19 protein-coding genes are annotated in these 19,492 nt (G+C 58.1%); 3 read left to right on the forward strand and 16 right to left on the reverse strand.

The features are described 5' to 3' along the window. Positions 1 to 52: 52 nt before the first annotated feature. From ACEW8N_RS07945 to ACEW8N_RS07955, 3 genes are read right to left on the reverse strand one after another with little or no spacing between them, the layout of a single operon-like run. Positions 53 to 2,551, reverse strand: coding sequence for an ABC transporter permease (locus ACEW8N_RS07945; RefSeq protein WP_373499270.1), 2,499 nt, complete (start codon positions 2,549 to 2,551; stop codon positions 53 to 55). Continuing rightward, entirely contained in the window at positions 2,548 to 3,225 is a 678-nt protein-coding gene (locus ACEW8N_RS07950) for an ABC transporter ATP-binding protein (protein ID WP_373499271.1), read from the reverse strand. Before ACEW8N_RS07950 ends, ACEW8N_RS07945 begins: the two co-directional genes overlap by 4 nt. 52 nt (positions 3,226 to 3,277) lie before the next feature. Beyond that, positions 3,278 to 4,021 (reverse strand): histone deacetylase family protein, encoded by a 744-nt coding sequence (locus tag ACEW8N_RS07955; RefSeq protein ID WP_373499272.1) that lies wholly within the window; start codon positions 4,019 to 4,021, stop codon positions 3,278 to 3,280. Positions 4,022 to 4,311: 290 nt separating this feature from the next. On the opposite strand from ACEW8N_RS07955, the gene ACEW8N_RS07960 reads away from it, so the two are divergent. Continuing rightward, positions 4,312 to 5,736 (forward strand): MATE family efflux transporter, encoded by a 1,425-nt coding sequence (locus ACEW8N_RS07960; RefSeq protein ID WP_373499273.1) that lies wholly within the window; start codon positions 4,312 to 4,314, stop codon positions 5,734 to 5,736. 53 nt (positions 5,737 to 5,789) lie between these two features. On the opposite strand, the gene ACEW8N_RS07965 is transcribed toward ACEW8N_RS07960, so the two are convergent. Both ACEW8N_RS07965 and ACEW8N_RS07970 read right to left on the reverse strand, forming a co-directional pair. Continuing rightward, positions 5,790 to 6,494 (reverse strand): aspartate/glutamate racemase family protein, encoded by a 705-nt coding sequence (locus tag ACEW8N_RS07965; protein WP_373499274.1) that lies wholly within the window; start codon positions 6,492 to 6,494, stop codon positions 5,790 to 5,792. A 198-nt stretch (positions 6,495 to 6,692) separates the two neighbouring features. Further along, the gene (locus tag ACEW8N_RS07970; RefSeq protein ID WP_373499275.1) at positions 6,693 to 7,115 is read right to left on the reverse strand and encodes a hypothetical protein; all 423 of its coding nucleotides are present in this window, start codon (positions 7,113 to 7,115) and stop codon (positions 6,693 to 6,695) included. Between the two features lie 497 nt (positions 7,116 to 7,612). Between ACEW8N_RS07970 and ACEW8N_RS07975 the strand changes: the two genes are divergently transcribed. Beyond that, positions 7,613 to 7,828, forward strand: a complete 216-nt coding sequence (locus tag ACEW8N_RS07975) for a hypothetical protein (protein WP_373499276.1) — start codon at positions 7,613 to 7,615, stop codon at positions 7,826 to 7,828. A gap of 112 nt (positions 7,829 to 7,940) precedes the next feature. Here ACEW8N_RS07975 and ACEW8N_RS07980 read toward each other — a convergent pair whose 3' ends face one another. The 9 genes from ACEW8N_RS07980 to ACEW8N_RS08020 form a co-directional block, all read right to left on the reverse strand. After that, positions 7,941 to 8,402: a CBS domain-containing protein gene (locus ACEW8N_RS07980; RefSeq protein ID WP_373499277.1), complete on the reverse strand. Its 462-nt coding sequence runs from the start codon at positions 8,400 to 8,402 to the stop codon at positions 7,941 to 7,943. Between the two features lie 206 nt (positions 8,403 to 8,608). Further along, positions 8,609 to 11,668, reverse strand: a complete 3,060-nt coding sequence (locus ACEW8N_RS07985; RefSeq protein ID WP_373499278.1) for a PAS domain S-box protein — start codon at positions 11,666 to 11,668, stop codon at positions 8,609 to 8,611. 267 nt (positions 11,669 to 11,935) lie between these two features. Then, on the reverse strand, positions 11,936 to 12,583 hold the full coding sequence (locus ACEW8N_RS07990) for a transposase (RefSeq protein WP_373499279.1): 648 nt from the start codon (positions 12,581 to 12,583) through the stop codon (positions 11,936 to 11,938). A 215-nt stretch (positions 12,584 to 12,798) separates the two neighbouring features. Next, positions 12,799 to 13,089, reverse strand: coding sequence for a type II toxin-antitoxin system RelE/ParE family toxin (locus ACEW8N_RS07995; RefSeq protein WP_373499280.1), 291 nt, complete (start codon positions 13,087 to 13,089; stop codon positions 12,799 to 12,801). Beyond that, positions 13,086 to 13,367, reverse strand: a complete 282-nt coding sequence (locus tag ACEW8N_RS08000) for a type II toxin-antitoxin system Phd/YefM family antitoxin (RefSeq protein WP_373499281.1) — start codon at positions 13,365 to 13,367, stop codon at positions 13,086 to 13,088. Before ACEW8N_RS08000 ends, ACEW8N_RS07995 begins: the two co-directional genes overlap by 4 nt. Positions 13,368 to 13,545: 178 nt before the next feature. Next, the gene (locus ACEW8N_RS08005; RefSeq protein WP_373499282.1) at positions 13,546 to 13,893 is read right to left on the reverse strand and encodes a DUF86 domain-containing protein; all 348 of its coding nucleotides are present in this window, start codon (positions 13,891 to 13,893) and stop codon (positions 13,546 to 13,548) included. Further along, positions 13,874 to 14,182, reverse strand: coding sequence for a nucleotidyltransferase family protein (locus ACEW8N_RS08010; protein ID WP_373499283.1), 309 nt, complete (start codon positions 14,180 to 14,182; stop codon positions 13,874 to 13,876). Before ACEW8N_RS08010 ends, ACEW8N_RS08005 begins: the two co-directional genes overlap by 20 nt. Positions 14,183 to 14,500: 318 nt before the next feature. Continuing rightward, positions 14,501 to 14,635, reverse strand: coding sequence for a DUF2442 domain-containing protein (locus ACEW8N_RS08015; RefSeq protein ID WP_373499284.1), 135 nt, complete (start codon positions 14,633 to 14,635; stop codon positions 14,501 to 14,503). 125 nt (positions 14,636 to 14,760) lie between these two features. Continuing rightward, a complete protein-coding gene (locus tag ACEW8N_RS08020) occupies positions 14,761 to 16,023 on the reverse strand; it encodes a hypothetical protein (RefSeq protein WP_373499285.1) in 1,263 nt (420 codons plus the stop codon). Positions 16,024 to 16,320: 297 nt separating this feature from the next. Between ACEW8N_RS08020 and ACEW8N_RS08025 the strand changes: the two genes are divergently transcribed. Further along, complete coding sequence (locus ACEW8N_RS08025) at positions 16,321 to 16,416, forward strand: group II intron maturase-specific domain-containing protein (protein ID WP_373499358.1); 96 nt, start codon at positions 16,321 to 16,323, stop codon at positions 16,414 to 16,416. A 219-nt stretch (positions 16,417 to 16,635) separates the two neighbouring features. Here ACEW8N_RS08025 and ACEW8N_RS08030 read toward each other — a convergent pair whose 3' ends face one another. Together ACEW8N_RS08030 and ACEW8N_RS08035 are read right to left on the reverse strand one after the other, a co-directional pair. Next, positions 16,636 to 17,181, reverse strand: coding sequence for a hypothetical protein (locus ACEW8N_RS08030; protein ID WP_373499286.1), 546 nt, complete (start codon positions 17,179 to 17,181; stop codon positions 16,636 to 16,638). Positions 17,182 to 17,621: 440 nt separating this feature from the next. After that, positions 17,622 to 19,490, reverse strand: coding sequence for an ATP-binding protein (locus ACEW8N_RS08035; RefSeq protein WP_373499287.1), 1,869 nt, complete (start codon positions 19,488 to 19,490; stop codon positions 17,622 to 17,624). Positions 19,491 to 19,492: the final 2 nt, after the last annotated feature.

Below are 19,492 nucleotides of genomic sequence, written 5' to 3' on the forward strand. Positions count from 1 at the left end.
TTATCTGGTGGTAACCTGCCTGTCTTCCGAAACCGGTCTCAGGCGTGGGATGTCATTCCTCCGTCTGTTCCCTGAGGAAGACGACGGGTTTCTGCCGGAGAATAGGCAGAGTGGCTGCGCCCCCCACGCCCATGACCAGCAGGACGTTCCCGAAAAACAGCAGGGTGCTCTCCAACAAATAGGGCTGGTAGTCGATGTCCAGCACCCGCGTGGCGATGATCCATCCGGCCGTCTGGGAGATCAGGAGGGCCTGCAGGGCGCTCGCGGCGCCGATGAGGGCGTTCTCCAGGGAGAACACCGACAGGATGAAACGGCTCCTGGCGCCCAGGATCCTGAAGTAGGCGGCCTCCTGGGTCCGGGCCATGCGGGTGGCGGCAATGGCGCTCACGATGATGAGGAGCCCCGCCAGGATGCTCATCAGGGTGAACAACCGGACGATCATGGACAGGCGGTGCAGGATGTCCGCGAAGGTGCTGATGGTCTGGCTGACATCGATGGCGCTGATGTTGGGAAACCGCGAGATGACCCGGTTCTGGACGGCCGGCACCTCCGGCGACGGCACCCGGATCGCCGTGAAGATGGTCTGGGGCGCGGATTTCAGGAGGGAGTCCGCGGGAAAGACGAAATAAAAAAACGGCTCGATGGTTTCCCGGGTCCGGGTACGGATGCTGGAAACGGTGGCCGTCACGGGCACCCCCTGGATCCGGAAGGTCAGCCGGTCCCCGATGCGCATGGACTGCATCTCCACGACCGTGTCCATCACCGACACCTGAAGCCCTTCCAGGTCCTCCCGGAACATGCGGTCGCCCTCGATGAGCCGCTCGTCCGCCAGCAGGTGGTCCCGGTAGGTCAGGTTGAAGGCCCGGGAGAGGTTGTCGCCCCGCCTCAGGCGCTCCTCCTCCCGGTGGATCTTTTCGCCGTTGATGGACAGGAGCCGCGACCGGATCACCGGGTAGAACTCGGGCGTCCGGCCGATGGCCTCCGAGAAGGGGTCGACCTGGTCGGGCTGGATGTCGATGAAAAAGAGGTTGGGGGCATTCTTCGGGTAGGAGCGGATGAAGGCCGCATCCAGGTTCTGCTCCACCAGGAAGATGGTGAAAATCAGGGACAGGGAGGCGCTCAGGGTGATGATGGTCGACCGGGTGGCGTTGCCCGCCCGGAACAGGCCCCGGATGGCCTGGCGCAGGGCCAGCGGACCGCTTTTCATCCGTTTCAGGGGTGCAAGAAGTCCCTGGGTGAAGAGGGCGGAGAGGAGGATGAGGGCCAGGGTTCCCCCCAGGAACTTGAGGCCCGTATCGAGGTCTTTCAGTTGAAGCAGGATGATCCCGGTGAAGAAGAGAATGATGAAGAGGAGGGTGGCGAAGAAAACGGGCCCTTTTTTTGCGGCCGCGGCCGCCTTTCTGAATACCCGGTTGGGCCGCACGTCCCGGATGCGGTGGATGGGCAGAAAGGCGAAGAGCACCACCGTGAGCGACCCCAGCAGCGCGCCCTGGACAATCGTGGCCCCCGACAGGCCCGTTTCGCTGCCTTTGGGCAGAAGGTCGCCCCACAGGAGGAACAGGCCGTGCTGCAGCAGGCTCCCCAGGGCCAGGCCGATCAGGGTCCCGGCCGTCCCGAAGAGGGCGACAAGGGTCAGGTAATTGAGGGTGACGAAACGGCCGGTTCCGCCCAGGGCCTTGATGACGGCGATGGTCTCTTCCTTGTCCTTCAGGTAGGCCGAAAGCGAGCTTCGAATGCCCAGGCCCGAGAGCAGCAGGATGAAGACGGAGATGAGGGAGAGAAAAAAGAGGAAATTGTCGAAAAACCGCTTGATCCGGGACCCGGCCGTCCGGAAGGTCTCGACCTGCTCCTGTCCGTCCACGGCGGCGCGTGAAAGCGCGGCCGACAGGGCATCCAGGTCCTCCTTTTCGCCGGTTTTGAGAAGAAGAATATACCTGACGCGGCTCCCTTTTTTCAGGAGATCGAGCTGGGCAAGGTCGGCCTCGCTGATGAAGACCCGGGGGCCGAAGGAGAGGAAATTGACCGGCCGGTCCGGCTCCTTCAAAACCACGTCGCGGATGACGAGCTCAGCACTTCCCACGTGGAGGGCATCCCCAAGTGACAGGCCCAGCCGCTCCAGGAGGGCCTGCTCCACCACCACGCTACCGGGGGCCAGTACCGCAGGGAAGGGGCGGCCCGACGAGAGTACCACCTCGCCGTAGAACGGGTAGGCGGGGCCCACGATTTTCAGGTCCGCCAGGAGCGAATTCTCTTTGTTTCCGCTTCGGACGACGGAATAGAACTCATGGACGGCGGTGCTTTGGACGCGGCCCCGGGTTTCTATGTCCTGAACGGCCGCAAGGAGGGGCGGGGAGAGGGGGAAGTGGGACCGTACGATGATGTCCGCTGCATGGAGGGAGCGGGCGTCCCGGAGCAGCGACCGGTTGAGGCTCTCGCTGAAGCCGTTCACCGCCACCACGGCGACGATGGAAAGGATGACGCTGAGGACGAAGACGGCCGCCTGGTGGCCGCCTGCGGCGAGCTGCCGGAACAGGAACCTGGCGTGGATCATGGCGTCGTCCCGTCCGCGATCTCGCCGTCCCGGAGGACCAGCCTGCGGTCGGCCATGGCGGCGATCTCGGCGCTGTGGGTGACCAGGATGAGGGTCGCGCCCCGCTCCTTCCTGAGATCGAGAAGCAGCGACAGGATGGCGCCGCTGTTCTCTGTGTCGAGGTTCCCCGTGGGTTCGTCCGCGAAGAGGATGTCCGGTTCGTTGACGAGGGCCCGGCAGATGGCCGCCCGCTGCTTTTCGCCGCCGGAGAGCTGGTGGGGAAAATGGTGCCGGCGCGCCGTGAGCCCGACCCGGCCGAGGAGCGCCTCGGCCTTTTCCCGGGCATGCCGGTTTCCGGAGAGCTCCGCCGGAAACATGACGTTTTCGAGGGCGTTCAGGGCGGGCACCAGGTGAAAGGACTGAAAGACGAATCCGAAGGTCCGGTTCCGGAAAGGAGCCATCTCGTCCTCGCTCAGGTGGGTGATCTCCCGGTTCCGGATGAAGATCCGTCCCGATGTCGGCCGGTCGAGGCCCGAGAGCAGGGTCAGAAGGGTGGTCTTGCCGCTGCCGCTGTTGCCCTGGATCACGAGGAACTCCCCCGGAAAGACCGAGAGGGAGACATCGTTTAGAATGGTGATCTCCCGGTTTTCCAGGGCGTAGGTCCGGGTCAGGTTCTGGGCGTCAAGGATCATCATCGTGGTCGTGCCTGCCTTTTCTGATGGTGTCGGATTTGTTGCGGCGCTGCGGTCAGGCGGACATGCCCGACAGGAAAGCCGCCACGCTCTCTCCCAGGATCGGGTGGTTGTATCCCCCTTCCAGGATGGCGAAGCAGCCGCCGCCGTTGCGGACCGCCGTCTCCCGCACCAGAAAGCCCATCCGGTAATAGTCGTCGGTCTCGAGGAGCCCGCCCCAGTCCTCCCGGTGATGGTCGAAGCCGGCCGAGATCCCGATGATGTCCGCCGTAACCCCGGACAGGACCTGGGCGACGTTCCGGACGTATTCGTGCCTTTCCCGCGACTCGGGATTATGGAGGGCGACCCAGGGCTCCGGCCCCAGGATGTTGACGTTTCCGTCGCCGTAATGGAGATCGAAGTCGAGGACAAAGGCCGACTGGATCTTTTTCCGGCGCTTCATGGCCGTGAGGGCCACGGCCATGTTGTTGAAGTAGCAGAACCCCCACGACGAGTCGGCCGAGGCATGGTGGCCGGGGGGGCGGATCAGGGCGAAACAGGGCTCGCTGATGCCGATCTCCGCCGCCTGGATGGCGCCGCCGGCGGCCAGGGCGCTGATCTCATAGAGCCCCTTCCCCTTGACGCGCGCCACGTGCGCCGGGGTGTGGACGGCCGTGATATCGGCCTCCGACGCAGGCCTTGCTTCAATGAATTGGGCCTGGCCCCCTATGGCTGCGACCACGGCCTCCATCCGGCCCTCGTCCGCGGCGGGATCGGAGGTGTAGACGCTCTTAAAATTTTCGTGAAAAACGACTTTCATACCCACCTTCCTTCTTAGAAAAGGGAATGCCGGCCAACATCTCAAAAATATATTTTAAGATAACACGGGAAGTTCTCCCGGACAAGTTTCCTTCCGCATGTTGGAACAGCGCCTTTTTTCGGCAATCGGGGCGCTCCGGCGGAAAGCTTGACAGCCGGAGGACCTATCCTTAGGTTAACAACCTGTGCGCAAACATCACGGCAGCGGCCGCCCCGAGAGGCGCCCCTCCCCGTTTTGTTCAGAAAATCATGATTGACTCGCAACGATGCCCCGCCAGGGGCGGATTTCGGATGGAAAAGGAAAACGTGACGCAGCCCATCGCCTTCCTGGGCGTCCGGCCCGAGCCCTTCGCCCGCTACCGGCGGGTCCTCGGGGTCAGTCTCCCTCTGGTGGTGAGCATGGCGACCACCATGATCCTGGAGGCGACGGATCGGATTTTTCTGGCCCACTATTCCCTGGACGCCATCGCGGCCGCCACGCCCGGCGGGCTGACCGCGTTTCTGTTCATCGCGTTCTTCATGGGCGTGGGCGGCTACGTCAACGTGTTCGTGGCCCAGTATACGGGGGCCGGGTCGGCGCACCGGGTGGGAAGCGCCCTGTGGCAGGGGATCTATTTTTCCGTTTTTGCCGGCGCCGCTCTTTCGGCCCTCTCGTTCACCGCCGTTCCCCTGTTCGACCTGGTCGGCCACGGGGAGGAGATCCGCCGGCTGGAGGTGAGCTACTTCCGGATGCTCTGCATGGGCGGCGGGCTCTGTGTGCTCGATGCCACGCTCTCCTGTTTTTATTCCGGCCGCGGCCTGACGCGGCCGGTCATGCTGGTTCACGTGGCGGGAATGCTGCTCAACATCCCCCTCAACTACGCCCTGATCTACGGGCGCTGGATCTTCCCTGAGATGGGCATCGCCGGCGCCGGCCTGGGGACGGTCATCTCATGGGGGGCCATTGCGCTGCTGTTCACCGGCCTGATCTTTACCCGGGCCAATGACCGACGGTACGGCGTGATCGGAAAGCGACGGTTCGAGGCGGAGCTCTTCAGGCGCCTCCTGCGCTTCGGGGTCCCCGGGTCTCTCCAGATGACCATGGACCTGTTCGCCTTCACCTTCTTCGTCCTCATGGTCGGCCGGATCGGGAGCGTCGAGCTGGCGGTCACGAACATCGTCCTTACCATCAACAACCTGGCCTTCATGCCGATCATGGGGTTTTCCATGGGGACCAGCACCCTGGTGGGCCAGGCCCTGGGGCGGTCGGATCCCGAAGCGGCCCTGGCCGATGTCCGGGCCTCCCTCCACCTGATCTATCTGTATATCCTTTTCACCGCGCTATTTTATCTGATCTGGCCCGAGTGGACCCTCTCGCTGTTTTATGCCCGCAACCTGCCGGCCGGGGAGCTGGAGCGGATGTCGGAGATGGGCGTCGTGCTGCTCCGGTTCGTGGTCTTTTATATCTTCTTCGACGCCCAGTACATGATCTACACCGGCGCCCTGAGGGGGGCCGGCGATACCCGGTTCATCATGTGGACGGTGGGCGGGCTCTCGGTGTTGACCATGATCCTGCCCATTCATATCGGGGTCTTCTTTCTGGGCAGGGGGGTCTATTTCGCCTGGGGCTGCGTCACCTTCTTCATCGTCTCCCTTTTCACGGCGGCCTTCATCCGCTTCCATCAGGGAAGATGGCGGTCCATGCGGGTCATCGAGCCGGCCGAAAAGCGCCTGTGATCCTCACATGCCGTCACCGCCGATGAAGATCTTGCGTTGCCATGGTTTTCTCCTTACTTTTGCGGATCGAAAAGGGATTGTTCCACCGCCTTTGCCGCATGAATTTCGGTCGTGTCGAAAAGTTTGACGGGGGTATCCTCCTGGCTGACCAGCATGCCGATTTCGGTGCACCCGAGAATGACCGCTTCGGCGCCTTGTTCGGCCAGTCGGTTGATGATATGAAGGAATTGAGTTCTGGAGTCGGGCTCGATTTTGCCCAGGCAAAGCTCCTGGAAGATGACCTGATGGACCAGCCGCCGGTCGGCTTCATCGGGCACGAGTACGTCCAGCCCATATCGTTCGCGCAGCCGGCCCTTGTAAAAATTGTGCTCCATCGTGAACGCCGTGCCCAGCAGGCCGGCCGTTTGAATGCCGTTTCGCACAAGGGCCTCGCCGGTGGCATCGGCGATGTGGAGCAATGAGATGGTGATCGCCTTCTCGATTTCCGGCGCAACCTTGTGCATCGTGTTGGTGCAGAGGAGCAGGAATTCCGCTCCCGCGGCCTGGATCGAAAGCGCCGCCTCACAGAGAACGGCCGCGGTCCCTTCCCAATCCCCGTCGCGCTGCAATTTCTCAATCTGCGCGAAATCGACGCTGTAGAGAACAATCTTGGCGGAGTGGAAGCCGCCCAGGGTTTTTTTGACTCCCGCATTGATCGCCCGATAGTAGCCAACCGTGCTTTCCCAGCTCATTCCGCCCAAAAGGCCTATTGTTTTCATGTTGCCTCTCCATGTGGTGTTGCGGTATAAGGCCCGCGCCTTCCCCCAAGGTTATTCCTTCCTGCCTGCCAAATCACCGACAAGCTTTTCATAGAGCGGTGGGGATTGAAAAGGATTTTCTCGCAGAACCTGAATTAATTTTCCTGAATGATAGAACGTTATCGGATGGTTGCGGAGGGCGGAGAGGCGTCGAACCGGTTAAACCGGCGATTCCCAGGCTGCGGATGCTTTCCGGTGCTGGGGAGGCAATGCCGCGGCCGGAAGCGTCCGGGCCGACAGGTGGTCGAGGATGAGCTTCAGGTGATGGATTTCCGACGGTATGAGCATATAGTAGATGATGCCCGTTCCCCGGATGCGGGTCTGGAGTTCCGGGTCGGCGCTGTCGCTCATGGCCACGATGCTGATGCCCGGCTGCCGGGCCTTGACCGCTGCGATGGTCCGTTCGCCGGGCGCACCGGCAGGGCCCACCTCCAGCATGGCCAGGTCGAATATCATGGTTCTCATGAGCGCGGCGGCGGCGCGGGCATCATGACAGGGTCCGGCATCGTGCCCCCATAACCGGATGCGGTGCGCCAGGTCATCGGCAAAGGGCGCTGAATGGTGAACAATCAGGACGTTCATGAGATCCTCCCCTTGGATCGGTTGCGGTACGGGATGCCGGAATGGCGTGAAAACATCACCGGCATAACGTAGCAATTCGCATGCCAAAACAAAATTATGCGCCGACCCTGCTGAAATCAAATATTTTTTCCGCCTGAAGGTTTGAATCCCATCCGTTTACCGGGAGAAGATACGGGACAAATCGCCCGCCATTCTTTGGCGGGATCAGGAATATATATGGGTAGCCAATTGATATCCATAGATATCCTTTAAATGTACCGAAGCGGGCTGTTTTCGCCCATTGCGGGCCATATCGCCCATTCTATGCCGGAAGGTTTCTTCCCAGATAAATGATTTGACGGGCCGGCCGAAGCGCTATACAAGCCTTTTGTCCGCGCGGATGTGGGAACGGCGCGGGAATGCCCGGTGCAATACATGGAAAAGACCGATCATACTGGATGACGAGCCAAACCGGCATCGAAATTTGTCGCGACTGGATGGATTGAAAGGAAGGTTCAATGGAACTGAACATGGGTGAGATTATCGTCATAGACGACCTCGGGCGTGCGGTTTACGGCCCGCGGATGATCGATGAAGCGGTGTTCCGCCAGTCGGAAGCCTGGAATTGCGGGGAGATGGCCACTTCAAGCCCGGATTCCCGGCCGGCCGTCGGGCTGAATCGGCGGAATCCCGGCCTGGCGTTTGCCGGCACAGGCAAGACCTCCCGGCCGTGATGTCCCGGGAGGCGTTTCAGGGAAAAGGCCGCCGGTCTGAAGCCGAATGCCGCAGTCGTGGACGGCGGCATGCCTCCTGTTCACCCTTTTTGATTTGACATCATCTCCGTTTTTATCTCGGGTTGGCGGTTGTCAGGGTCCGGATCACATCCTCCTTGCCGACGACGCCGACCAGCCGGCCTTCCTCAACGACCGGAAGGGTGTGGAGTTTCTTGTCCACCATCAGGGCGGCGACGCTGTTGAGCCCGGTGTCAGGCTTGACGACGATGGGGTCGCGCGTCATGGCCTGGGCCACGGTCGTGGCCACCGCCTTCTGGATCTCCTTTTCCATCTGTTTCATGGAGGTCAGGGGGATATACCCGTCCAGAAAGGTGAAAAAGGAAGGCACGGGCAGCTTCTTCTGCTGGACGATCAGGTCGCTCTGGCAGAGGATCCCCACCACCTTTCCCGTATCGTCGATCACCGGAAGGCCGTTGATGTGGTTTTCCAGGAGCAGTCTGGTGGCCTCAAGGATCTCCGTCTCCGGTTTTACGGTGATCACCTCTGTCGTCATGATGTCTTTTACGGTCAGCACGCCTTACCTCCATTTTCGAGCAAGCCGCTGCGCGGCAGAATAAAACGCCAAGGATCCGAATTGAATCGCCGTCCCGTCACATTGGAAAACCCGATCCAGAGCCAATCCAAAAAAAATCATGATACCCCCCCTTGAAGCACCTTATCAACCAAAAAAACAAAGTTTGCGGTCAACTGAAGCGACTGGTGACATGCTGACCGGTAATTTTACTTTAACACTTCCCTGATCTTTTTCGCCAGTTCCGAAATGTTGAACGGTTTCTGAATGAAACCGTTGCATCCGCTCTGCAGGATCTTCGCGGCCTGACCGTTGATGGAATAGCCGCTTGACAGGATCACCGGCACCGAAGGCCGAACCTCCCGGATCTTGTAGAAGGTCTTTCCACCGTCGATCCCCGGCATGATCATGTCCAGGAGCACCAGATCGATCTTGGTCCCCATGCGTTTCATCGCTTCGACGGCCGATTCCCCGTCATTGACGGCGATCACCCGGTAGCCCAGTTTTTTCAGCAAGGCTCCGGCGACATCGGTGATCATGGTTTCGTCGTCGACCACCAGGATGGTTTCGGTTCCGCCGACCGACTCCCCCCCCGTCTGCATATCCGGTGCGGCACTTTTCCGGCACCGGGGCAGGTAGATGTTGAAGGTGCTCCCATGGCCCGCTTCACTGTAGACCGTGATGACCCCCCCATGGTTCCGGATGATGCCGTAGGCGGAAGCCAACCCCAGCCCGATCCCGCGCCCTTTTTCCTTGGTCGTGAAAAAAGGGTCGAAGACCTTTTGCCGGACATCCTCGGACATGCCGACGCCCGTGTCGGTCAGGGAGATCTTTATGTACTGCCCCGGCGGAATCTGGTGTGCAATGCAGGTGTCCGCATCCAGTTCCGCCGGGCTGGTTTCGAGATAAAGATCTCCGCCGTCGGGCATGGCCTGCCATGCATTGATATAGATGTTCAACAGCACCTGCTCGATCTGTCTCTTGTCGGCCGCGATCACCATGGATTCCTGTGCCGTCCGGGTCCGTATGCGAATCTGCTTTCGGGTCCTGCCGAACATGGCCGCGCTGGTTTCGACGAGGGCGTTGACATCGACCGGCGCGACCTCGTACTTCCCCCCGCGGGCAAGACCGAGCAACTGCTGGGTGAGGTTGGCGGCGCTTCGGATGTGTTCCTCGATGGCGGCGGCGTGCTTCGCATGGGGGTGATCGGGAGGCAGATCAATGGCGATGAGGGACGCATGCCCCTGAATGCCCATGAGCAGGTTGTTGAAATCGTGGGCGATGCCGCCGGCCATGGTTCCGATGGCCTCCATCCGCTGAGCCCGTTGAAGCGCGTCTTCCATCCTTTTGTAGTCGGTGATGTCGGTGGCGATCTGGAGCCTGACGATTCGGCCGTCGATCCATTCGATGGCACGGTCGTGGTTGATGTACCATCTGCCCGATATGGGGTTTGGCCCCTGCCAGGCGACGACACCGGTGGGTTGTCCGTTTTCATCAACCAGGCGGTCGTTGGTGCAGTGCGGGCAGGGAGCCGATTCTTTTCGGAATGTCTCCCAGCAGATCTTTCCGGTCAGGTCGCCGCCGAAGGTCTCGATCATCTTCTGGCTCATGAAAAGGATTTCATGGGTCTTCATGTCCGCCACGTAGATCGTGGCGTCGATGCTGTTCAACACCGTGATGAAACGCTTGTGGGATGTCCGGAGGACCTCCTCGTTTCGCACCCGGTCGGTAATGTCGGTGTAGACCGCGACAACCCCCTTCAGGACGCCTTCGACCATGATGGGAGATCCGGCCGCGATCACGTGGATGGGGGATCCGTCCTTCCGGTACCGAACGGTTTCGAACGCCTCGACGCGCCTGCCGGACAGGACCTGGGCGGTCTTTCTGCCGGCCTCGGCGTGATGCTGGTGCGGTGCCACCAGGTCGTCGAGCTGGATGCCGATCGCCTCCTCCGGCGTGTATCCGAACATCTTCACCGCGCCGGGGTTCCAGTCGATGACGCGATGACGTTCATCGAGGGTGACTATGGCGTCGGGTGCGTGGTAGAGCACCGATTCGAGGAACTGCCGTCGCTGGCGGATCTCTTCACGGACCTTCCGGATTTCCGTGACGTCCGACAGGGTCACCAGGGCGCGGCCGTCCTTCAGGAAGGCGCCCTGGAATTCAATGGCCTTGACGCCGCCGTCCCGGCAGGCCACCTTGAACTCCCGGGAGGCATGCATGGAATTCCTTGCCCCGGCCCAGTCCTCCATCACGGCGCGGCGGTAGTCCGGGTCCGGGTACGCTCTGAGAAACCAGTCGTTCAGGTCCGCGATGTCCGCCATGGAGTAACCGGTGATGCGGGAAAAGCCCCTGTTGATCATGAGCAGCCGGCCGTCGTCGCCCCAGATCGTGATGCCCATCGGCAGGTGGTCGAAGAGGCTGTTGAGAAGGTTGCGCTGGCAGCGCAGCGCCTCATAGGCATGGATTTCCTGGGTGACGTCGTGGGCCACGGCATAGGTCACCCCCTCCTCGGGCACCGGATGGGATACCCAGTTGAGGTATCGGTATTCGCCGTTCCTGCAGCGATAGCGGTTCTTGAAATTGATGACCTTCTCGCCTTCCTTCAGCCGCTCCTCCATGACCTTTCGGGTGGGCTCGATGTCTTCGGGGTGGATGAAATGGGTGAACGGCACCGAAAGGAGTTCTTTTTCGCTGTAGCCGAGCGTGGCCGTGAACGCCGGATTGACCTTGAGAAAGGTGGCCGTGTGGATGTCGGCGATGCAGATCATGTCCAGGGACATGGAAAATAAGGCCTGGTGCTCCAGTTGGGCTTTGCGGATATCGCTGATGTCGGTAAACCCGCCCACGATCCCGGCGATCCTCCCGCTTCCGTTCCGGAAGACGTTCTTGTGGTATACGACGGGCCGGATCCGCCCCTGCTTGTCTTTCACCTCGAATTCGTAGACCTGGCGAAGCGGGTTTTCCAGCAGTTCGAGGTCCTTCTGGTGGTACACGGCGGCTTGTCCACCGGGCCACAGGTCCTGGACGGTTTTCCCTTGGATCTGCTCGGACGTGACCCCCATGATTTCCGCAAAAGCCGCGTTGCAGCCCTGGTACCGGCCCTTGGAATCCTTCCAGAAAACCGGCGTCGGGATGGCCGCCAAAAGCGATTCCGTAAAATTCAGGCTTTGTTCCAGCTCGTCCCGCAGCTCGGCGGAACGTCTACTCTGAGCCTCCAGTGCCGCAACCCGCTTTTCCAGCGCTTCATACGAAGGCTTGTCGGCCATCACCATCGCCCCTTCTTTTCAGGACAAACAGACGCAGCAATTCTTTCATTGTTCCTTAAATGGGAGCATTTGTGGATATATAAAGTTCTATTAGCCTAAATGCTGCGATAGTCACCTCGGAGATGACGGCAACATCGGCCTTTGTCTCGTTTTTGATTACGATCTTTTGTGTCGTCCCATTCTCATCCCGAAGGATGTCGAGGGCGATTGGCTCGATTTCGGATTCGTATAATCGGTTGCTCATACCATCCAGGACCCCATACCTTATTAAGCAGCGGGTTCACGGATTTCCATAAGGGCGGAAAATCGTTCGCCCCCACGGGGATGTAATTTATCCGATTCCCATTGGTCGGGATTGTCTTGGATGTATGCGCGGGTACGATTTAATTCCGTTTCATTTCGGATGATATGTTCCCAGTAATTGCGCTGCCATAATTTGCCTTGAAATGGCGACCATCCTGATTTTTTAACCCCAACCGTATATCCACGTGTGCTGATTGATTTGAACGCCTGAACAATACGTCCCACCGTACCCGGTAATGTCCCGTAGGGGCGATCCTTGTGATCGCCCTCCTTGTGATCCGTTGAATGGTCCGTTGTGGGGGAAGGGCGAATACAAGATTCGCCCCTACGCCAAGGCAACACGATGATACCGTGAATATGACTCGGCATAACGATAAATATGTCTAACTCAAGGCCATCGAATCGGAATGGTATATCATTCCAAACGGTATGAACCATTTTTCCCGCATCATTTGTTTGCATTTCTCTATCCTTGATCTCCCCAAACAAACATTCCCGGATGTGGGTACAGATGGTGATGAAATAGGCCCCGGCCTGGGAATAATCGTATCCCTGCAACCGGATGGAACGGCGATGGTGGATGGCGGGATTGTATCGTGCGTCACCAGTCATTACGCCCTCGATGGTATACTTTGAGCGGTCACAATCTTCGCTTTTTTACCCTAACCCTCTTCCGGTGGGAGAGGGGGGTAAGGAAAATCGCAGCTGATGATCGTGCAAGGTACAGATGTCCAATATCGAGTACGTGACCTGCTTGTTGCTTGGCGTGGGAGGGGGTAGCCGTGAGGCTGCTCCCTGTCCCGTCCGCTTGAATGCCGGGTTGGCGCTCAGTTCACTGGTTCCCTCGGGAGCTCTGCACCATGCCAAACCGCAACAATCCAAACAGCGTCGGCTTTGATTTTATAAAAAACCCGATACGGTGAGATAATCACCTCCCGGTAGGGAAGTTCCGGAAACTCCGGTATGATTCTTCCGGATCCAGGAAAATCCTCAAGTCTTCGTAAGATTTTTTCGGTTCGATCTCGAAAACGAATCGCCGCCGAAGGTTTATCCTGACGAATATATGCGAGGGCAGAAAGAAATTGGGTTCGGGCAGAAGGGGTAAAACGGACCTTCACGAGGGCTCCCTGGCTAAGAGCGAATCAGCTTCAGCAAGAACGGTATCCAGATCATATCCTTCACCTAGTTCTATTTCCCTATCGCCCTTGGCTAAAAGGCGCAGGATCTCTTTTTCGTGTTCAGATTTCTCATATGCCTCGACACTGATGATTACCGCAGATGCCCGCCCTCTTTGTGTTATGATCAAAGGCTCTTTATTGTTTCGCAACTGTTTCAAGATCTTGGCAGCATCCTGCCTCAAGTCGCTCACCGGTATGATGTTTAATAGCTTACCCATAGCGTACCTCCTATTGTATTCTTGCATGTACCATTAAATGCAGCGTAAATCAAGTGCCAATTTGTATGCGGGGGGGTACGCCAACGGCCAAGCTGTGCGGCGCAAACGAAGCGCAGCGTAGTTTGCGTCAGAACGAGCGCCTTGTGTACGCCCGGCATGGGCGTGAACTTTTTCTCCTTCAGACTACACCCTCTCGTTCCAAGATCTCCAGTATGTCTTCACGAAGTGCGGGAATCTTATTCTCCACCACATCCCAGACGATATCATAGTCAACCCCGAAGTAATTATGGATGAGTCTATCCCTCATACCAGCTATGGCTTTCCAGTTGACTATTGGATATCGATTCTTCAGATCCGAGGGTACTTTCTTTGATGCTTCTCCGATGATTTCGATGCTTCGCACAAAGGCACGCTGGAGAGTTGCATCCTGCAGGAACTGCTCTTTGTTTAAGCTGTGCCTTTTATCCATCAGATATTTGGTCTCATCGAGTATGTGGCGAAGATACTCAAGCGGCGAGAGCGGCATACTCGACCTCCTTGAGGATGTGAGGACCAATATAGGGGCTGAGTGATTCCACGGTGACAAGTTCGACCCTATGCTTTAGAACCTCCTCAAGAAAGAAGGATAGTTCCATAAAAACATCAAATGTCTTTTGTCCTGGCTCGAACTCGACCAGCAGATCAATGTCACTGTCAGGGCGTTGCTCTCCCCGAACAAAGGAACCGAACAGCCCGATCCTTCTTACTCGCAGTCTTCTCAGGTGGGATTGGTTCTGAACGAGTGCATTCAGAACATCTATCTTTGTTTTGATCATGCTTCTTTTCCTATCTCACTCGCCTGTCGGACGACCACGCTAATGCCCGTCGAACGTTTGGTCCCCGAGGCGCGAAGCGCCGAAGAACCAGACGTGAGGCCGGGAACCCGGCAACTCGGGCATTCCCGCAGCGCGGAGCGCCGCGGGAACATAAAGTTCAGATGCACGTACAGGGTCAGAAAATCATGATGCCTTTCTGGCAGGTTGGGTCCTGTCAACAATTCCCAACAAAAGACCTTTCACAGAAATGTCCTCGTCCAGTTCCTCCTAATGCAGGCCAGTACCTCCACCGCTGATGATGTAATCAGCTTTTTGAGCCTAAGATGCATTAAGGAGTCGTGGGAAGTAAGCCAGCGGGACACCAAGCTGACGTCCATCCGTGAGCTCTACCCACATATTGTCCGAATCAAAAGATAACTTTTTAGCACGTGGTTCAAACGTTAATGTTTTCATTCCGGTCTTTCAGGGTCTCACTCCGCCGGATCATCCGACCCGCCGGAACCGTGAGTCGCTCGTCCCGTGGCGGGGGAGGGGGGAGCATGCTCCCCGCCTCAATACCGCCGCGATTCAGGAACAGGCTAGTTTAGCTCGTGAGCAACTTTGATTGACGGAACCTTTAACACGACGTCCACTACTTTTGAGAACACTTCTTTTCGAATCTCATCTATAGACGCCGAACTGGGGCCAGCGCATCGTTGTTGCATATCGTCGTTAGCGATGAAGCCCGCTGGTTTAACACCGCCAAACACATTTTGAATCCTATCGTTTTGGCAGCGACGATATTCACGGCTAACCTTTCCTCTGATTACTTCGTCAAAGATCGTCTTACCGTCTGCGACTGCGGAAACCACATAGCCATATTCAATCTCTACGCCCCCTGAGACGAGTTCATAGAGATAAGACGCATTGCGCGGCATCAGAAGCGCTGCGCTTAAAAGATTAACCTCGTGTTGAGCATAGGTTATGGTTTCTGTTCGTTCAGGCAAGGTCCTCTCATCGTTTCGCAACCGCTCGATAAGCAGAGTAGTCGTTGTGGGGTCGTCAGATGAAACCCACTCAATTCCCCGGACTTCATTGCGCAACGCCTGAAGAAGGTCATCGCTGAGTAGACGATCCCCATTCTTGACTTGCAAATAGACCCGTGCGGTTATTTCTTTCTTTCTGGCTGCGGCAAATTCCGGAAATAAATTAACCACCACGTCAAGCTCATCACGTCGGATATTCATTGTGTGCAGGAGAGATTCGATTCTTTTTCCCTCTATAGAATCAATTCCGATCCGCTGAACATAATCCATCAATGCTACAACTGGCCTTCTTCCAGAACCGGTAGTTTGAAGATTCTTGATTGTCCGATTGATTATGATTTGCTGGTGAAAAGGGGATTGCAGTTCCGGAAAAAGTTCGATTCTATCCCCAAGATCAAACGGAATTGAGCCGGTAGTGTTGCCATCGGTGACCACCTTCGTTAGGCTGGCGAAAAGTTCGCGTATTTGATCCTCGGAAAAAATGCCCGCAGATTTGACTTCGGAAAGTTTTTCGAAAACAGCCACCGCTGAGTATACGCTCGAAACATCAAATATCGATTTTTCCAGATATGCCCAGTAGTAGTCTCGCCCCTTTGGATGGCTGGCGAACAACTCTTTGATCTTTGCATCGCCTCTTGGACGATTAAGGGCATCGTCGATTTGGTGGGCGGCGTAAGTGCTGTCACCCTTAGAAATTGCGGACCTTGCTTCACTTGCATGGTATGCCGCTTGATTTTCTCGGCTTTTCGGATAGGTGGCACATGCGGATAGAAAGATGGCCAGGCTAAGGATTATTGCGGTGTTGCGAAATTTCATTACTCTGATGCCCCCTATTCTGAAGTAGTAGGCGCTAATGCGTTTCCCTGCGGCGAGGAAACCGAGTCCGCAGCAGCAGAAGTTGTGTGCCGGGCACGGCACGTATTCTAAAGGGTGCGCCGAGGTGCGCGAATCGGAGCCGACGGTAAGTCCCAAACCCAGCCTGATGGAGGTGAAGGGTATAGCGGCAGGCAATCGGGTCCCGGCGACGGTACTTGGGGAGGAAGCCGCCCTGCCGAGGCAGGGTGGCGCAAACGCACGGGGCGATGAACAAGAACCCTCATCCACACGAAATCCATCCGGCGTTTCAAGCAACGGGTACGCGAACTGACCGGCCGCAACCGCGGCTTGAGCATCGGGAATGTGATCGCTCGATTCAATCCGTTCATATAACCTCCACGCCCTTCTGACGGGATGCTCCCGAAAAGGGGCGTGGCGAATGAGCATAGTCATGTGGGTCGTGATCGCAATGCCGAACGCCTGCTTTGATCAGCTCGGCTTGTTTCTCCCAGGACCTCGTTTTGCCTGATCAGTCGAATCGCCGGATACGTGATCCGTGCGTGCGGTTGTGTGTGAGAGGATAGCTGAGGTCGCTCCCTATCCCGATGGCCATCATTTGCCGCGAACCACCTTCATGTCAGTCATAAACCACTCAAGCATCTCCCAGCGATCGAGCGAAGTGGCTTCGTTGCCCATGCTCTTTCGAATCTCCAAGAGCAATACGCCGATCCTTTCCAGCATGCCCTTGACCCGAGCCTCTTCGGGTGCTGGCTTGTCGTTGAGGAGGAAGAAATACTGCATCAGCGAGTTGTAGGCGCGCAGTACTCCATCCGATCCGAGAACTGCAAGGCGAAAGGCATTGCGTTTGTAGTCGAGCGAAAGCAGATGTTTTGCTCCCATCGCGTTCTTGTCGCGGGTCTTGTTCTTTGGGTCGGACTTCCATGCATCATCCGACATGAAGATGATTACGAAAGGCTCAAGGAGCTCGTTGTAAATTTCGATTCTATCCTCTCTCAGCTTTCGTTCGAGCTCGGTCCGTCGGTCGATTCGGCTACGAATTCTCCAGCCGATGCCGCCGAGAATGGCAACAAGAATGGGCGTTGCTACGGCGCCCGCTGCCGTTACGTAAGCTAACCAGTTGGGAGCGGCGTCAATCATGATGGCCAACCATTGATTATCAGGTTAATTTGCCCTGATGGGTCAAAATTGAGGGGGTATTCGAGCAATATCGTTTTTTTCTCAATATCTCTTTCCGATTACGGCAAAAATGATTTCGCAAAGAAACAGTATACGGCTTTTGGAATTTATCCTGTTTCTTTTCCAAACCATTTTGTCAGGTTCCATGTCAACTGAAAAAATACCCGGGCTGCTTGACGAAGTCCGGCAGGTGATGCGGCTTCGCCATGATTCGATCCATACGGAAAGGACCTAATGTGTTTGGGTCCAAAAATTCGTGTCTTTCCACAGCATGACCTCCCGCGAGGATCTGCCCGAAGGAGAAGAAAAGTTCGAAAGATTCCTGTCCCAATTGGGTTGAATAGGCATGAGCGCCAAGGGCATCGGCGCGAAAGGATAGGAATTGCCCCCGCCCGTCAAGCTCAGACCGCTTCGGGAACGCCCCGTTCTTCCAGATCCACCCGCCGTCCGCCGGCGAACATCCCTGCGAAATCGGCGTCGTTGGTCGTGACCAGAACCTGTCGCCTTCCGGCCACCTCGGCCAGGAGGTAGGCCAGGGTTTGTTTGCGCTTGAGGTCCAGGCCGTCGGCAGGGTCGTCGAGCATGAAGAGGCCCAGGTGCCCCAAAGCGTCGCCGATGGCCAGCTTGAGCATCAGGTAGAGGAAGATCCGTTCGCTCTTGCTCATCTGGTTGAGCTTGTACTGGTATCCCCTGGCCTGGATCATGGGGAGGAGCTCCCGGTCGGTGATCTGGATGTCGAACCGGTCCAGGAACGAGAAGTGGCGGGACCATTCGCCGACGCTCCCGCGGACCTTTTCCAGAAGGCGGCTTCCCAGCCCCTGGATGGCCTCTTCCACCGCCCGGAAAGCCACGGTGCAGACGAGGGCCTTGCGCTCGGCCAGGGCGATATGTTTCTGGTGTTCATCGGCCTGCGTTCCGTCATCTTCATGCCGCTTCAGGGCGACCCGGTGGCGGATGATCTGCTCCTGGAGATCGACGCGCTGCCTCAGTGCGGCCTGTTCCCGTCCGAACCGGGCTTCGGCCTCGTGGACCGCCCCCTGGGATTGCTCGAACGGCTTCAGATCCGAAGCCAGCACGGCAAGCTGTTCGGTGACGTCACGGATGCGCTGCTCGATATCCCGGTGTTCCTGTGCCTGCCGTTCGATTTCCAGAAGCCGTTTCTGATCGAGGGCCTGGGCCTCCCGGAGGTTCCGGACGGCTTCCAGGCCCGCCGTAATGCCTGTCTGGTCCGCTTCCGCCTGGGCCATCTGGGATTCGATTTTCCGGCCCAGGGCCGTGATCTGCTCTGGCGGCACCTCCTGTTCGCAAACCGGGCAGGCCGGGCGGTTCTCAAGGGCGCCCAGATGCTTCAGGCGCAGCCTCAGGGTGTCGCGTTTCTGGACGGCGGCGCCCAGTCGGCGCTGGAGTTCCTCCGCCCCGGCTGCGGCTGTTTCCGCCTCCCGGATGCGGAAGGCAAGGGTCTCCCGTTCCGCTGCCAGGGTTTCCTGGGGCGGCAGCTTTTCCGCGAGGGCGCGAAGGGCGGCCAGATTCTGGACCCCGGCCTGGTGCTGGCGGCTGAGGAGCTTGTAGACCGTGGGGTCCGGGAGGTGCGGGTCCCGGATCTTCTGAAGGGTCAGGTCGAGGTCGGCCAGGGCTTTTTCAGCGTCGTCGAGCTGGCGCCGGGTGAGTTCGACGGCGAGGGGGTCGAGGCGTTTTTTCGGGGCGGCGCTTTCAATGGCCTTTTTCACCTCCCTGGCCCGGCTCAAGGCCTTTTTGAAACGCGAGCGGAGGATGATGCCGTCATCCATGCCGATGAGGCTTTGCAGCATGGTCTGGTTGTACTTGGGCATGTCCTGGAGAAAATAGATCAACTCGCTCTCCCGGAAGAACGAGGTGAGGGATGCGGTTTCGGCGGGGATGGAAATGACGGCGTCCAGGACGTCGGGGTCGTGGAGGGGAACTGGGTCCCAGGGCGCTTCCGGTCCCGTGCGGCGGAACAGCCTCGGCAGGGCCTCCGTTGTGCGTCCAAGCTTGTAGGCCGTCCCGGCTTTCTCAAAATAGAGGGTGACCTTGCCCGCGGTTTCCCCCTTCCGGCAGAGGTCGGCGACCTTGAGGTTGCTGTTGAGATGCGCTCCGTAGAGGGCAAAATAGACCGCATAGACCAGGGTGGACTTCCCCGTCCGGTTTTCCCCGAAAATGACGCTCATCCCCGAAAACCGGAGGGTCTTCCGGACAAAGCAGCCGATGTTTTCCAGCTTGATCTTTTTGAGCCGGATCGGGGCCGAGTGCATGC

It is taken from the genome of Desulfococcus sp., assembly GCF_041737845.1.
Taxonomy (GTDB): Bacteria; Desulfobacterota; Desulfobacteria; order Desulfobacterales; family Desulfococcaceae; genus Desulfococcus.

What these genes read in the sequence shown, in the direction of transcription:
- ACEW8N_RS07945 (WP_373499270.1), bottom strand. Translation starts at nt 2,551, where the DNA reads ATGATCCACGCCAGGTTCCTGTTCCGGCAGCTCGCCGCAGGCGGCCAC.
- ACEW8N_RS07950 (WP_373499271.1), bottom strand. Translation starts at nt 3,225, where the DNA reads ATGATGATCCTTGACGCCCAGAACCTGACCCGGACCTACGCCCTGGAA.
- ACEW8N_RS07955 (WP_373499272.1), bottom strand. Translation starts at nt 4,021, where the DNA reads ATGAAAGTCGTTTTTCACGAAAATTTTAAGAGCGTCTACACCTCCGAT.
- ACEW8N_RS07960 (WP_373499273.1), top strand. Translation starts at nt 4,312, where the DNA reads ATGGAAAAGGAAAACGTGACGCAGCCCATCGCCTTCCTGGGCGTCCGG.
- ACEW8N_RS07965 (WP_373499274.1), bottom strand. Translation starts at nt 6,494, where the DNA reads ATGAAAACAATAGGCCTTTTGGGCGGAATGAGCTGGGAAAGCACGGTT.
- ACEW8N_RS07970 (WP_373499275.1), bottom strand. Translation starts at nt 7,115, where the DNA reads ATGAACGTCCTGATTGTTCACCATTCAGCGCCCTTTGCCGATGACCTG.
- ACEW8N_RS07975 (WP_373499276.1), top strand. Translation starts at nt 7,613, where the DNA reads ATGGAACTGAACATGGGTGAGATTATCGTCATAGACGACCTCGGGCGT.
- ACEW8N_RS07985 (WP_373499278.1), bottom strand. Translation starts at nt 11,668, where the DNA reads ATGGCCGACAAGCCTTCGTATGAAGCGCTGGAAAAGCGGGTTGCGGCA.
- ACEW8N_RS07990 (WP_373499279.1), bottom strand. Translation starts at nt 12,583, where the DNA reads ATGACTGGTGACGCACGATACAATCCCGCCATCCACCATCGCCGTTCC.
- ACEW8N_RS08000 (WP_373499281.1), bottom strand. Translation starts at nt 13,367, where the DNA reads ATGGGTAAGCTATTAAACATCATACCGGTGAGCGACTTGAGGCAGGAT.
- ACEW8N_RS08005 (WP_373499282.1), bottom strand. Translation starts at nt 13,893, where the DNA reads ATGCCGCTCTCGCCGCTTGAGTATCTTCGCCACATACTCGATGAGACC.
- ACEW8N_RS08010 (WP_373499283.1), bottom strand. Translation starts at nt 14,182, where the DNA reads ATGATCAAAACAAAGATAGATGTTCTGAATGCACTCGTTCAGAACCAA.
- ACEW8N_RS08015 (WP_373499284.1), bottom strand. Translation starts at nt 14,635, where the DNA reads ATGAAAACATTAACGTTTGAACCACGTGCTAAAAAGTTATCTTTTGAT.
- ACEW8N_RS08020 (WP_373499285.1), bottom strand. Translation starts at nt 16,023, where the DNA reads ATGAAATTTCGCAACACCGCAATAATCCTTAGCCTGGCCATCTTTCTA.
- ACEW8N_RS08030 (WP_373499286.1), bottom strand. Translation starts at nt 17,181, where the DNA reads ATGATTGACGCCGCTCCCAACTGGTTAGCTTACGTAACGGCAGCGGGC.
- ACEW8N_RS08035 (WP_373499287.1), bottom strand. Translation starts at nt 19,490, where the DNA reads ATGCACTCGGCCCCGATCCGGCTCAAAAAGATCAAGCTGGAAAACATC.